The organism is Pseudomonas sp. P20, from assembly GCF_016463925.1.
Taxonomy (GTDB): Bacteria; Pseudomonadota; Gammaproteobacteria; order Pseudomonadales; family Pseudomonadaceae; genus Pseudomonas; species Pseudomonas aeruginosa.
In genome coordinates this window covers 228,873-241,895 of sequence record NZ_JAEMVM010000009.1, presented here as the reverse complement: position 1 = coordinate 241,895, position 13,023 = coordinate 228,873, and the positions used below count along the sequence as shown (strand labels likewise).

General features: G+C 67.4%; 13 protein-coding genes. 9 read left to right on the top strand and 4 right to left on the bottom strand.

The features are described from left to right. The first annotated feature begins 49 nt into the window (after positions 1 to 49). From JHD77_RS13705 to JHD77_RS13675, 7 genes are all read left to right on the top strand, one after another. The gene (locus JHD77_RS13705) at positions 50 to 763 is read left to right on the top strand and encodes a TetR/AcrR family transcriptional regulator (protein ID WP_003092520.1); all 714 of its coding nucleotides are present in this window, start codon (positions 50 to 52) and stop codon (positions 761 to 763) included. Between the two features lie 96 nt (positions 764 to 859). Next, the gene (locus tag JHD77_RS13700) at positions 860 to 1,411 is read left to right on the top strand and encodes a hypothetical protein (protein ID WP_003103725.1); all 552 of its coding nucleotides are present in this window, start codon (positions 860 to 862) and stop codon (positions 1,409 to 1,411) included. Positions 1,412 to 1,419: 8 nt separating this feature from the next. After that, positions 1,420 to 2,715 carry a flavohemoglobin expression-modulating QEGLA motif protein gene (locus JHD77_RS13695; protein ID WP_003092515.1) on the top strand — a complete coding sequence of 432 codons (1,296 nt, stop codon included), beginning with the start codon at positions 1,420 to 1,422 and terminating at the stop codon, positions 2,713 to 2,715. Positions 2,716 to 2,783: 68 nt separating this feature from the next. Beyond that, positions 2,784 to 3,530 carry a TIGR00266 family protein gene (locus tag JHD77_RS13690; protein WP_003113847.1) on the top strand — a complete coding sequence of 249 codons (747 nt, stop codon included), beginning with the start codon at positions 2,784 to 2,786 and terminating at the stop codon, positions 3,528 to 3,530. After that, positions 3,527 to 4,432 carry an alpha/beta hydrolase gene (locus JHD77_RS13685; RefSeq protein WP_003103721.1) on the top strand — a complete coding sequence of 302 codons (906 nt, stop codon included), beginning with the start codon at positions 3,527 to 3,529 and terminating at the stop codon, positions 4,430 to 4,432. Before JHD77_RS13690 ends, JHD77_RS13685 begins: the two co-directional genes overlap by 4 nt. After that, a complete protein-coding gene (locus JHD77_RS13680) occupies positions 4,429 to 4,752 on the top strand; it encodes a hypothetical protein (RefSeq protein ID WP_003092509.1) in 324 nt (107 codons plus the stop codon). The genes JHD77_RS13685 and JHD77_RS13680 overlap by 4 nt, the downstream gene beginning before the upstream one ends. Next, complete coding sequence (locus tag JHD77_RS13675) at positions 4,749 to 5,270, top strand: O-acetyl-ADP-ribose deacetylase (RefSeq protein WP_031757043.1); 522 nt, start codon at positions 4,749 to 4,751, stop codon at positions 5,268 to 5,270. The genes JHD77_RS13680 and JHD77_RS13675 overlap by 4 nt, the downstream gene beginning before the upstream one ends. Before the next feature lie 75 nt (positions 5,271 to 5,345). Here JHD77_RS13675 and JHD77_RS13670 read toward each other — a convergent pair whose 3' ends face one another. From JHD77_RS13670 to JHD77_RS13660, 3 genes are all read right to left on the bottom strand, one after another. Continuing rightward, positions 5,346 to 6,131 carry an OmpA family protein gene (locus JHD77_RS13670; protein WP_003092499.1) on the bottom strand — a complete coding sequence of 262 codons (786 nt, stop codon included), beginning with the start codon at positions 6,129 to 6,131 and terminating at the stop codon, positions 5,346 to 5,348. 48 nt (positions 6,132 to 6,179) lie between these two features. Further along, complete coding sequence (locus JHD77_RS13665; RefSeq protein ID WP_003092495.1) at positions 6,180 to 6,584, bottom strand: DUF4398 domain-containing protein; 405 nt, start codon at positions 6,582 to 6,584, stop codon at positions 6,180 to 6,182. A 379-nt stretch (positions 6,585 to 6,963) separates the two neighbouring features. After that, positions 6,964 to 9,210 carry a heavy metal translocating P-type ATPase gene (locus JHD77_RS13660; RefSeq protein WP_031653802.1) on the bottom strand — a complete coding sequence of 749 codons (2,247 nt, stop codon included), beginning with the start codon at positions 9,208 to 9,210 and terminating at the stop codon, positions 6,964 to 6,966. A 113-nt stretch (positions 9,211 to 9,323) separates the two neighbouring features. Here JHD77_RS13660 and cadR point away from each other — a divergent pair, with 113 nt between their 5' ends. After that, on the top strand, positions 9,324 to 9,794 hold the full coding sequence (gene cadR / locus JHD77_RS13655) for a Cd(II)/Pb(II)-responsive transcriptional regulator (protein WP_003103716.1): 471 nt from the start codon (positions 9,324 to 9,326) through the stop codon (positions 9,792 to 9,794). An 8-nt stretch (positions 9,795 to 9,802) separates the two neighbouring features. Here the strand turns inward: cadR and JHD77_RS13650 are convergent, their stop codons facing one another. Beyond that, entirely contained in the window at positions 9,803 to 10,147 is a 345-nt protein-coding gene (locus JHD77_RS13650) for a hypothetical protein (RefSeq protein WP_003092488.1), read from the bottom strand. A 206-nt stretch (positions 10,148 to 10,353) separates the two neighbouring features. Between JHD77_RS13650 and ppc the strand changes: the two genes are divergently transcribed. Then, the gene (ppc, locus tag JHD77_RS13645; protein ID WP_012613671.1) at positions 10,354 to 12,990 is read left to right on the top strand and encodes a phosphoenolpyruvate carboxylase; all 2,637 of its coding nucleotides are present in this window, start codon (positions 10,354 to 10,356) and stop codon (positions 12,988 to 12,990) included. The last annotated feature ends 33 nt before the right edge of the window (positions 12,991 to 13,023 follow it).

Below are 13,023 nucleotides of genomic sequence, written 5' to 3'. Positions count from 1 at the left end.
GCGAAAAAGTCCGAACAATGCCCCATCGTCCGCGAGCGGAGGAAACACCGTGTCCCGAGTAGCTCCCAGAGACAGCGCCGCGCAGGCCGCCAGCGCGGTAGCCGAAAGCGTTCGTTACCAGGGCCGCAAGGCCAGCCGCCAGGGCAGCGAGCAGCGGCGCCAGGCGATTCTCGATGCCGCCATGCGCCTGATCGTCCGCGACGGCGTACGGGCCGTGCGCCACCGCGCGGTGGCCGCCGAGGCCCAGGTGCCGTTGTCGGCCACCACCTACTACTTCAAGGACATCGACGATCTCATCACCGACACCTTCGCCCTCTTCGTCGAGCGCAACGCAGAGGCGCTGTCGGCGTTCTGGAGCAGCGTGGAGGGCGACCTCCAGGAGATGGCCGCGGTGCTGGCCGACGACCCCGGCGCCCGTGGCTCGCTGGTGGAACGGATCGTCGAGCTTGCCGTGCAGTATGTCCAGGTCCAGCTCACCGAGCGCCGCGAGCACCTGCTGGCCGAGCAGGCCTTCCGCCAGGAGGCGTTGCTCAACCCGCGCCTGCGCGAACTGGCCGATGCCCACCAGCGGATTCTCTCCCTCGGCGCCGTGCATTTCTTCCAGGTGCTCGGTTCCGGGCAGCCCGAGCAGGACGCCAAGGTGTTGACGTCGATTATTCTGCAGATGGAATATCAGGGCCTCGTGGACGGGGTCGAGCAACTGGCCGTGGACGAAATGCGCGCCATACTCAGACGGTACCTGAATCTGGTCATGGGCCTGTGACCTGAGCGTCAACCCCGCCATGGCGGGGTTTTTCATACCCGAACCTTCCCTCGGCCAGCCGGTCGCAGGTTGCGGAGGGTTCCTAAGGAGCGTGTGATGAAAGCCTGGCGTTGCCTGGTGGTCCTGAGTTTCCTGCTGTTGGGCGGTTGCCTGGTCACCTTCAAGGAGCCGATACCGCCGCGCGAGGCGGCGCCGAGCCATCTGCTCGGGACCTGGAGCCGCGAGAACGAGTGGAAGGAAGAACAATTCCTGGAGATCACCCGTTCCGGCAGCAATGTCTACCGTGCGCTCAGCTACGTGGACAGCAAGGACAATACCGAGAGCCTGGAAGACTACGGCTTCACCGTCTCCCACCAGGGCAAGCGCTGGTACCTGTCGGCCGGCCTGCCGAAGAGCCTGGGCGGCAACTTCATCATCGCCGGCTTCGAGATCACCGACGGTGACGAGCTGGTGATCTACAACCTCGACGTCGAGCGCATCGTCGAGGACCTCGGCGCCGGCCAGCTCGACGGCGAGACCGTCGACAGCGATCAGGGCAAGGGCGCGCTGGTGCGCAGCCCGTTGGCGAAGGTCTTCGCCTACCTGAACGATCCCGCCAATTCCGACGTGTTCGTCGAGGCCGCCCGCTTCCAGCGGGTCACCCAATGAGATTGCCGATGAGCCAGCGCAAGGCGCAGAACGACTACCAGAAGATCATCCGCTCCCTGTCCGATCGCATCGTCGAGGCGCAGACGCCGATCCGCGTGCTGGATGCGATCAAATGGGACGACGGGATCCGCCAGGACTTCCTCAAGGGCCGCGGCAAGCATGCGCCGAAGGTCGATCGCGGCTACTACGACAGCCGCCCGCTGGCCTTCGACGCCAGCGCCAAGAAGCAGGAATTCCAGAACATCGAGCGCGACATCACCCGCCAGTTGGGCCAGTTCAACCCGGTCGGGCAGATCATGCGGCGGATGTGCAAGGAATACCGGATGGTCATTCGCATGCTCGAGGCGCGCGGCACCCCGGACCTCGGGCTGATCTCCCAGGAACTCTACGGCTCGGCCTCGGACGCCTTCCATGCCGGCGATCCGACCCTGGCCGACCTCGGCCTGATGCTCTCCGACTACCTGAACAACATCGCCGACCGCGGCGATCTCAAGGATGAACCCAAGACCCTGACCGCCAAGGAGGTCGTACCGATCCTCCAGGCGCGGCTGAACACCGTGTTCGGCGAGGAGGAGGGCACCATCCGCGTGTTCGAGTCCGACGGCATCGTCGCCGACGCGGCGGCCGGCGCCGACTATATCAAGGTACGCGCCGACGCCCTGTTCAACGAGCGCGACGTGCGCGCGCTGGAGGTCCACGAGGGCCTGGTGCACGTCGGCACCACCCTGAACGGCCTGAGCCAGCCGATCTGCACCTTCCTCGCCAAGGGACCGCCGTCCTCCACCGTGACCCAGGAAGGCCTGGCGATCCTGATGGAGGTGATCGCCTTCGCCTCCTACCCGACCCGCCTGCGCAAGCTGACCAATCGCACCCGGGCGATCCACATGGCCGAGGAGGGCGCCGATTTCCTCGACGTGTTCCACTTCTACCGCGAGCAGGGCTACAGCCTGGAGGACAGCTACCAGAACGCCAGCCGGGTCTTCCGCGGCTCGACCCCGGATGGCCTGCCGTTCACCAAGGACCTGTCCTACCTGAAGGGCTTCATCCTCATCTACAACTACATCCAGCTCGCCGTGCGCAAGGGCAAGCTCGAACAGATCCCCTTGCTGTTCTGCGGCAAGACCACCCTGGAAGACATGCGCACCCTGCGCCAACTGGTGGACGAGGGCCTGGTGGCGCCGCCGAAGTACCTGCCGCCGCAGTTCCGCGACCTCAACGCGCTGTCGGCCTGGATGTGCTTCTCGAACTTCCTCAACCACCTCAGCCTGGACCGCATCGAAGCGGACTACGCGAACATCCTCTGACCGTTCCCCGCCGTGCCGGTCTTTCCCGGTGCGCGCGGGCGGTCGGCCGGCAAGCAAGGAGAACGGCGATGGCCAGCCACGAACTCGACTACCGCATCCTCGGCGAATCCATGCAGACCGTGGAGATCGAACTCGACCCCGGGGAAACCGTGATCGCCGAGGCCGGGGCGATGAACTACATGACCGGCGACATCCGCTTCACCGCGCGGATGGGCGACGGCTCCGACGGCAGCCTGCTGGGCAAGCTGTGGAGCGCCGGCAAGCGCAAGCTCGGTGGCGAGTCGGTGTTCATGACCCACTTCACCAACGAAGGCCAGGGCAAGCAGCACGTGGCCTTTGCCGCGCCCTATCCGGGCAGCGTGGTGGCGGTGGACCTGGACGATGTCGGCGGGCGCCTGTTCTGCCAGAAGGACTCGTTCCTCTGCGCAGCCTATGGCACCCGGGTCGGCATCGCCTTCACCAAGCGCCTGGGCGCCGGTTTCTTCGGCGGCGAGGGCTTCATCCTGCAGAAGCTCGAGGGCGATGGCCTGGTCTTCGTCCACGCCGGCGGCACGCTGATCCGCCGCCAGTTGAATGGCGAGACGCTGCGGGTCGACACCGGTTGCCTGGTGGCCTTCACCGACGGCATCGACTACGACGTGCAACTGGCCGGCGGCCTGAAGAGCATGCTGTTCGGCGGCGAAGGATTGCTGCTGACCACCCTCAAGGGCAGCGGCACCGTCTGGCTGCAGAGCCTGCCGTTCTCGCGCCTGGCCGGGCGCATCTACGACGCCACCTTTCGCGCCCGCGAAGAGGTAAGGACCAACAACGGATGAAGCGCCTGCTGATCCCGCTGCTGGTACTCGGCGCGCTGTTCCTCGGTGGCTGCAGTTCGCTGCTGTTCTATCCCGAGCCGGTGGTGCAGATCACTCCGGCGCGCGCCGGGCTGGAGTACCGCGACGTCACCCTGACCACCGCCGACGGCGTGCGCCTGCGCGCCTGGTGGCTGCCGGCGAAGAAAGGCGTGCCGGTGAAAGGCACTGTGCTCTACCTGCACGGCAACGGCGGCAACCTGTCCTGGCACCTCGGCGGCACGTGGTGGCTGCCCGCCGAGGGCTACCAGGTGCTGATGCTCGACTATCGCGGCTACGGCCAGTCGGAGGGCCAGCCGGGACTGCCGGAGGTCTACCGCGACATCGACGCGGCGTTCGCCTGGCTCGACCAGGCGCCGGAGGTGAAGGGCACCGAGCGCGTGCTGCTGGGGCAGAGTCTCGGCGGCGCGCTGGCGATCCACTACCTGGCCGAGCATCCGCAGCGCCAGGGCCAGTTCAAGGCGCTGGTGTTCGACGGGGTACCGGCGAGCTACCGCGGCATCGCCCGGCACATGCTGGACGGTTCCTGGCTGACCTGGCCGCTGCAGGTGCCGCTGTCCTGGCTGGTGCCCGACGACGACAGCGCCATCCATTCGGTGGCGCGGCTTTCTGGCGCACCCATGCTGTTCTTTCACAGCATCGACGATACCATTGTGCCCCTCGAGAACGGCATCGCCCTGTACCGCCAGGCGCGGCCGCCGAAGGTCCTGCAACTGACCCGAGGCGGCCACGTGCAGACCTTCGCCGAAGCGACCTGGCAGGAAGTGATGCTGCGCTTCCTCGACGATCCCCATGGCTTCACCGGCCTGCGCCGGCTGGCCGAAATCCCGAACCGCGAATCCGCGAAACCCGAAGGCAATCCATGAGCGACCGTAACGTACTCCCCTGCATCCTGACCGGCATCGGTACCATCTTCGTCACCGTCGGCGTGCTCTGGTACTACGGCTACCTGCATTTCGCCAAGCCGCAGGACGCCCTGTTGCTGGCCGACTTCACCATGCTGAAGAGCCTGCCCGGCGAAGATGTGAAGCTGTCCCTGGAGCCGGCCAAGCAGGTCGCGCAGTGCATCGATGGCGTCCTGGTGCTGTTCGACACCGAGCAGAAGGGCCTTTCCGGCGTGCTGGTGGACAACAGGAAGCACGCCGTGCGCTGCGCCGGACAGGAAGTCCCGCAGGAAGTGAAATGACCGAGATCCGCGTCTGGCAGGGAGACATCACCCGTCTTGCGGTGGATGCCATCGTCAACGCGGCGAACTCCTCGCTGCTCGGTGGGGGCGGTGTCGACGGCGCCATCCACCGCGCCGCCGGTGCCGAACTGGTGGCGGCCTGCCGCCTGCTGTACGGTTGCAAGACCGGCGAGGCGAAGATCACCCGTGGGTTCCGTCTGCCGGCGGCCCACGTGATCCACACCGTCGGCCCGGTCTGGCGCGGCGGCGACAACGGCGAAGCGGAGCTGCTGGCCAGCTGCTACCGGCGCAGCCTGGCGCTGGCCGAGCAGGCCGGGGCGGCCAGCGTCGCGTTCCCCGCCATCAGCTGCGGCATCTACGGCTATCCCTTGGAGCAGGCCGCGGCCATTGCCGTCGAAGAGGTCTGCCGGCAACGCCCGGCGCACAGCAGCCTGGAGGAAATCGTCCTGGTTGCCTTCGATAGCTCGATGGCCGAGCGCTACCAGCGCTTGCTCGGCGAGCGGCCTGTGGCCCGCTGATACCTGGAAAGCTCAAGCCCCGCCCATGAAAAAGCCCCGCCGGATGGCGGGGCTTTTGGGCTTCCGTAGGGCTTATCAGCCGCTGACGGAGGAGCGTGGCGCGACCGGCTTGGCGTCGTTGGAAATGGTGACTTCCACCCGACGGTTCATGGCACGGCCGGAGCTGGTGCCGTTGCTGGCCACCGGATATTCCTTGCCGTAGCCACGGGTGGCTACGCGTTCCGGGCTGATGCCGCGGCTGAGCAGGGCCATGCGCACCGAGTCGGCACGACGCTCGGACAGGCGCTGGTTGTAGTTGGCGGAACCGGTGCTATCGGTGTAGCCCTCTACGATCACCTGGCGCTCCGGGTTCTGCTGGAGGAACTCGGCCAGTTGCTGGATGTTGCGCATGGCGCCGGGCTTCAGGTCGGACTTGTCGAGATCGAACAGAACGTCGCCGAAGGTCACCATGGTGCCGCGCGAGGTCTGCTTGGCATTCAGTTGGCTACGCAGCTTGTCCAGTTGCGCGGTGCGCGCGTCGAGGCGGGCCTGGGCGCGCTGGGCGGAGGCGTTCTGCAACTGCGCCTCGGCATTGCGCAGGACGATGGTCTGCTTGGCCAGTTCGATGCGCTGGTTGGTCAGGTAGGCCAGTTGGTCCACGTCGCGCTGGTCTTCGCCATCCTGGTAGGCCTTGTCGGCCTTGGCCAGCCAGTCGCCGGCGTCCTTGGTTTCCAGGGCCGCGACCTTGGTCGCGTCGGGCTGCGACTGCAGCGCGGAGAAGTTGCTGCGGGCCTGTTCCAGGTTGGCGTTCGGCGGCGTGGAGCAGGCGGCCAGCGCCAGGGCCAGCAGGGATACGGCGGGGAGGGCAATGTACTTACGCATAGGGGTCATCCTTAATCACGAATCGACGAAAGAAGGGCGGAATCCGGCTTAGTGCTGCGTATCGCGCATGCCTTCCTCACGCAGTTCCATGACGCCCTGCTGGGCATCCTTCACGGCTTTCTGCGCCTTGGCGGCCTGGGTCTTGCGCTCGGCGACCCGGGCGTCCCACTCGGCCTGCTGCGCCAGGCGCTTGGCCTGGTCGTATTCCTTGTCGTTCATGGCGATGCGCGCCTGGCTCAGCTTGTCCTGAGCGGACTTCATCTCGACCGGGGCATATTCCGGGCCGCCGGCGCTCACCGCGTTATTCACCGCGGATTCGGTCACGGCGAACTGCTCGGTCGGCGGGTTGCCGGCGCAGCCGGCCAGGACCAGGCTGCTGCCTACGGCCAGCAGGGCCAGCTTGAGGCCACGCAGGGAACCGGTGTGTTGCTTGCTCATCGCTTTTTGCTCCATGGGAAATTTCCTCTGACAGGGATGCTGATTCCTTGGCTTTCATCTCTGGCCATTACCGTGGGCGCGTTTCCGGCCCTCCGGTCTTTTCTTCCTGCTCACTGAGCAAGCCTCTGCCAGGCCTCTGTTTCAGGGGCTTGGCGATTGGCCATGTACTTTTAGTGACTCCCCCGCTGGTTCAGGGGTTCAAAAAAAAATCTGAAATTTTCTGACTGAACAGTCGGCTTCCGGCGTGGTCGCAGAACGCCACCTCTGCTCACTAAAGCCCGTCCTACAGGGCTCTAGTCCACGAAACGCACAACTGCCGCAGCGCTCCAGGACGGAACACTCGGGCAGAAAAAAGCCCCACCTGAGTGGGGCTGGAGGAGGCCAGTGGGGCCTTTTAGAAACGCTTGCGCAACAGTCGCAGACCGTTGAACACCACCAGCAGGCTGGCGCCCATGTCGGCGAATACCGCCATCCACAGGGTGCCTTCGCCTGCCAGGGTAAGGGCGAGGAACACCGCCTTGATGCCCAGGGCCAGGGTGATGTTCTGGACCAGGATCGCGTGGGTGGTGCGCGACAGCCGGACGAATTGCGGCAACTTGCGCAGGTCGTCGTCCATCAGCGCGACGCCGGCGGTCTCGATGGCCGTGTCGGTGCCCGCCGCGCCCATGGCGAAGCCGATGTCGGCGCGGGCCAGGGCCGGCGCGTCGTTGATCCCGTCGCCGACCATGCCGACCCGCGAGCCGTCGGCCTGGCGCGCTTCCACTTCACGCAGCTTGTCCTCCGGCAGGAGGTTGCCGCGAGCTGCGTCGATGCCTACCTGGGCAGCGATGGCGGCTGCGGTGTGCGGGTTGTCGCCGGTGAGCATCAGGGTCTTCACGTCCAGCGCGTGCAGCTCGCGGATCGCCTCGCGGCTGCTGTCCTTGACCCCGTCGGCGACGGCGAAGAGGGCCCGCACGCGCTGCGGATCGCACAGCGCGATGACCGTCTTGCCCTGGCGTTCCAGGGCGTCCAGGCGCTCTTCCAGGGCCGGCGAGCAGAGGCCCAGTTCCTCCACCAGGCGATGGTTGCCGAGGTGGTAGAGGACGCCGTCGATGCGTCCGCTGACGCCTCGTCCCGGCAAGGCGGCGAGGTCCTCGACCACGCCCAGGGCAAGGCCGTCCTCTTCCGCTGCGTTGGCCACGGCGCGCGATACCGGGTGGTCGGAACGCGCGGCCAGGCTGGCGGCGAGCAGGCGCGCATCCGTCCCGTCAGCCTCCGCGATCGGCAGGTAGTCGGTCTGTTGCGGTTTGCCATGGGTGATGGTGCCGGTCTTGTCGAGGGCGACCCAGGACAGCTTGCGCCCGAGTTCGAGGAACACCCCGCCCTTGATCAGGATGCCCAGGCGCGCCGCGGCGGAAAGGCCGCTGACGATGGTCACCGGGGTGGAGATCACCAGCGCGCAGGGACAGGCGATCACCAGCAGCACCAGGGCGCGGTAGATCCAGTCCAGCCAGGCGCCGCCGAACAGCAGCGGCGGCAGCACCGCGGTGGCGAGGGCGATGAGGAATACCACCGGGGTGTAGACGCGGGCGAAACTGTCGACGAAACGCTGGGTCGGTGCGCGGGAACCCTGGGCTTCCTCCACGGCGTGGATGATCCGGGCCAGGGTGCTGTCGTCGGCGCGGCGGGTGACGCGGTACTCCAGCGCGCCCTCGCCGTTGATGCTGCCGGCGAACACCGGCTCGCCGACCTCCTTCTCCACCGGCAGGCTTTCGCCGGTGATCGGCGCCTGGTTGACGCTGGAGCGGCCGCTGGTCACCTCGCCGTCGAGTGCGATGCGTTCGCCGGGCTTCACGCGCACGGTGGCTTCCAGTTCCACTTGCTTGGCCGGCAGTTCCTTCCATTCGCCGCCGACCAGCACGGTGGCCTGTTCCGGAGCCAGTTGCAGCAGGCCGCGGATGGCGTTGCGCGCGCGATCCAGGGACTTCGCCTCGATCAACTCGGCGATGGCGAACAGCACGCTGACCATCGCCGCTTCCGGCCACTGGCCGATGAGCACGGCGCCGGTCACGGCGATACTCATCAGGGCGTTGATGTTCAGGTTACGGTTCTTCAGTGCGATCCAGCCCTTGCGGTAGGTCGGCAGGCCGGCGCCGAGGATGGCCAGCAGGGCGAGGCCGGCGACCACCCAGTCCGGCGCCAGGCCGAACCATTCGACGATCTCCGAGGCCAGCGCCATCGCGCCGGCCAGGGCCAGCGGCCACCAGGGCTTCGCCGGCGCTTGCGAGGGGCCGTCGGTATTTTCGCCGGCATCCAGCGGCACCGCCTGCATGCCGAGGCCGGCGATCAGCTTCTGCAGCGGCTCGACGCTGTCGAAGCGATGCTGGACGCGCAGCAGGCGCTGCATCAGGTTGAATTCCAGCGACTCCACTGCCGGCTGGCGACCGAGGGCGTCGCGGATCAGGCGTTCCTCGGTCGGGCAGTCCATCGCTTCGATGCGCAGGTCGCTCCAGCGCAACTCGGCGTTGCCGGCCAGGGTTCCGATGGCGGCCACCGCCGGGCGAGGCGCGTGGCGGTGCCCATGATCATGTCCGTGACCGTGACCGTGACCGTGACCGTGACCGTGACCGTGACAGCAAGTGTCGGCGTGTTCGTGGCTCATGGAAACAATTCCCGTTTGACGTGTTGGGTGCGATTGCACACCCTGTAGCAACTACAGAGTCAAGCGGTACTGCCAATTCGGGTAGCCGCGTCGGCGATTGGAGGAGGGTTGGCATGAAGATCGGTGAGCTGGCGAAGAGAACCGGTTGCCCGGTGGAGACCATCCGCTACTACGAGCGCGAAGGCCTGTTGCCCGAGCCCGCGCGTAGCGAAGGCAACTATCGGCAATACACCCTGGCGCATGTCGAGCGCCTGTCGTTCATCCGTCACTGCCGCTCGCTGGACATGACCCAGGAGGAAATCCGTACCCTGCTGGCGTTGCGCGACCGTCCCGAGGCGGATTGCGGCACCGCCAACCGGTTGATCGACGAGCACCTGCATCACGTCGAGGTGCGCATCGCCGAACTCCAGGCATTGCGCGAGCAACTGCGGGATCTCGGCTCACGCTGTACGGTCGCCGGCAACAGCCAGGCCTGCGGCATCCTCCGCGAACTGGAGCAGCCCGCGCCGCTGTCGCCAATCGCCGAGGAATGCGCCGAGGCCGGGCACATGCACGTCCCCGGCGTGCACCGCCGGCATGGCTGAAGCCGCGCTCAGTGACTGGAGGTGTCCTGTTGCGCGACCAGTTCGTGCAGGTACTTGCGCGAGAGCGACAGGAAGCGTGGGGTAGGGCCGACATCCTCATAGAGCGGATCGCCCTGTTCGTCGGTGGCCACCACCTGACTCCCCTTCACGTAGGGAAAGCTCGCCTCCAGTTCTTCCAGGGCGGCGCCGACCAGCTCGCCCAGTAGTTCCTCGACGCTGCGCCGCGGATACATCTCGTGCAGCGCGGCGAGGCGCGCGGCGCTTTCGACGTCCAGCGGGATGCTGTAGTGGTTGCGGGCCATGCGGCCCTTGGCGGTGTGTTCCCAATGGCGGACAAGCTCACGGATCTTCATGCTGACCTCTTCAGCCCGGTCGTGGCGGGCGTGCTGGGGGGCCCTCGTGGGGCCGTGCCTCGGTGCGGGCACTTCCTTCAGACTAGACCCGATCGGCGCCGGCAGCCTCGCTTCCGGCCCGGCGGCGCCGTACTGGCACCCTGCGGGCTTGTAAGCGCGGGGGCGCCTGAGCCAAGCTGGTTTCCCACCCGCAGTGGAGACAGGTCATGCCGGAGATCGATGCGCGCCTGCGCGAGGACGTCCACCAACTGGGCGAATTGCTCGGCGACACCATCCGCGAGCAGTACGGCCCGCGGTTCCTCGACAAGATCGAGCTGATCCGCAAGGGCGCCAAGGCTGCCCGCCGCGGTTCCGCGGAGGGCGCCCAGCAGCTCACCGCCACCCTCGACGGGCTCGAGGAAGACGAACTGCTGCCGGTGGCGCGGGCCTTCAACCAGTTCCTCAACCTGGCCAATATCGCCGAGCAATACCACCGTATCCGCCGGCGCCGGCCGAACGAGCCGGAACCCTTCGAGAACCTGGTGCTGGAAGAGCTGCTGGGGCGTCTCAAGGACGCCGGGCATGCCCCCGGGCAACTGGCTCGCCAGCTCGCCGGGCTGGAGATCGAACTGGTGCTGACCGCCCATCCCACCGAGGTGGCGCGGCGCACGCTGATCCAGAAATACGATGCGATCACCGCGCAGCTGGCGGCCAAGGACCATGCCGACCTGCTGCCGGAGGAGCGCAGTCGCATCCAGCAGCGCCTGCAGCGGCTGGTGGCCGAGGCCTGGCATACCGACGAGATCCGCAAGGTCCGGCCGACCCCGGTGGACGAGGCGAAATGGGGCTTCGCGGTGATCGAACATTCTCTCTGGCAGGCCTTGCCGAACGTCCTTCGGCACGTCGACGAGGTACTCCTGCGCAGCACCGGCGAACGCCTGCCGTTGACCGCCGCGCCGCTGCGCTTCGCGTCCTGGATGGGGGGCGACCGCGACGGCAATCCCAACGTCACCGCCAGCGTGACCCGCGAGGTCCTGCTGCTGGCGCGCTGGATGGCCGCCGACCTGTACCTGCGCGATATCGACCGACTGGCCGCCGAGCTGTCCATGCAGCAGGCCTCGCCGCAGCTGCTGGCGCGGGTCGGCGATAACGCCGAGCCCTATCGCGCCCTGCTCAAGCAATTGCGCGAGCGCCTGCGCGTGACCCGCAACTGGACCCACCAGGCCCTGGCCGGCGAGGTGCCGGCCGCGGAGGGCGTCCTGGAGCACAACCGCGACCTGGTCGAGCCGCTGCAACTGTGCCACGAGTCGCTGCACGCCTGCGGCATGGGCGTGATCGCCGATGGCGCGTTGCTCGACTGCCTGCGCCGCGCCGCCACCTTCGGCCTGTTCCTGGTACGCCTGGACGTGCGCCAGGACTCGGCCCGCCATGCCGCCGCGCTGAGCGAGATCACCGAGTACCTGGAGCTGGGCAGCTACGACGAGTGGGACGAGAAGACCCGCCTGGAATTCCTTCTCGAGGAACTGAACAGCCGCCGCCCCCTGCTGCCGGCGCACTACCAGCCTTCGGCGGATACCGCCGAGGTGCTCGCCACCTGCCGGGCGATCGCCGCCGCACCACCGGCGTCGCTGGGGTCCTACGTGATCTCGATGGCCGGCCAGCCGTCCGACGTGCTGGCGGTGCAACTGCTGCTAAAGGAAAGCGGCGTCGACTGGCCGATGCGCGTGGTGCCGCTGTTCGAGACCCTCGACGACCTGGACAACGCCGGCCCCTGCATGGAGCGCCTGCTGACGCTGCCGGGCTACCGTTCGCGGCTCTCCGGGGTGCAGGAAGTGATGATCGGCTACTCCGATTCGGCCAAGGACGCCGGTACTCTCACGGCGGCCTGGGCGCAGTACCGGGCGCAGGAGAAACTGGTGGAGATCTGCCGCCAGCACGAGGTCGAGTTGCTGCTCTTCCACGGCCGCGGCGGTACCGTCGGTCGCGGCGGCGGGCCGGCCCACGCGGCGATCCTGTCGCAGCCGCCGGGTTCGGTGGCCGGGCGCTTCCGGGTCACCGAACAGGGCGAGATGATCCGCTTCAAGTTCGGTCTGCCGGACATCGCCGAACAGAACCTCAATCTCTACCTCGCCGCAGTGCTGGAAGCGACCCTGATGCCGCCGCCGGCTCCGGAGCCGGCCTGGCGCGCGCAGATGGACCGCCTGGCGAAGGACGCGCTGCTGGCCTACCGCAGGGTGGTGCGCGACGATCCGCAGTTCGTCGAGTATTTCCGCCTGGCCACGCCCGAGCAGGAACTGGGCCGTCTGCCGCTGGGCAGCCGCCCGGCCAAGCGCCGCGAAGGCGGGGTGGAGAGCCTGCGGGCGATTCCCTGGATCTTCGCCTGGACCCAGACGCGCCTGATGCTGCCGGCATGGCTTGGCTGGGAGACCGCCTTGCTGAACGCCATCGAGCGTGGCGAGGGCGCGCTGCTCGGGCAGATGCGCGAGCGATGGCCGTTCTTCACCACCCGCATCGACATGCTGGAAATGGTCCTGGCCAAGGCCGACGCGGATATCGCGCGGCTCTACGACGAACGTCTAGTGCCGCTCGAGCTGCGTCCGCTGGGGCGTCGTTTACGCGACCTATTGTCGCAGGCGGTGCGCGTGGTACTGGGACTGACCGGGCAGTCGCTGCTGCTCGCCCACGCCAGCGAGACCCGCGAGTCGATCAGCGTGCGCAACAGCTATCTAGACCCGCTGCACCTGCTCCAGGCTGAGCTTCTGGCCCGTTCGCGGCGCTGCCGGGGCGACGCCTGCGGCGGCCTGGAGCAGGCGCTGCTGGTGACGGTCGCGGGGGTCGCCGCCGGACTGCGCAACACCGGATGAGGGAAGGCGGGGGGCAACTTTCGGTGTCTTGTG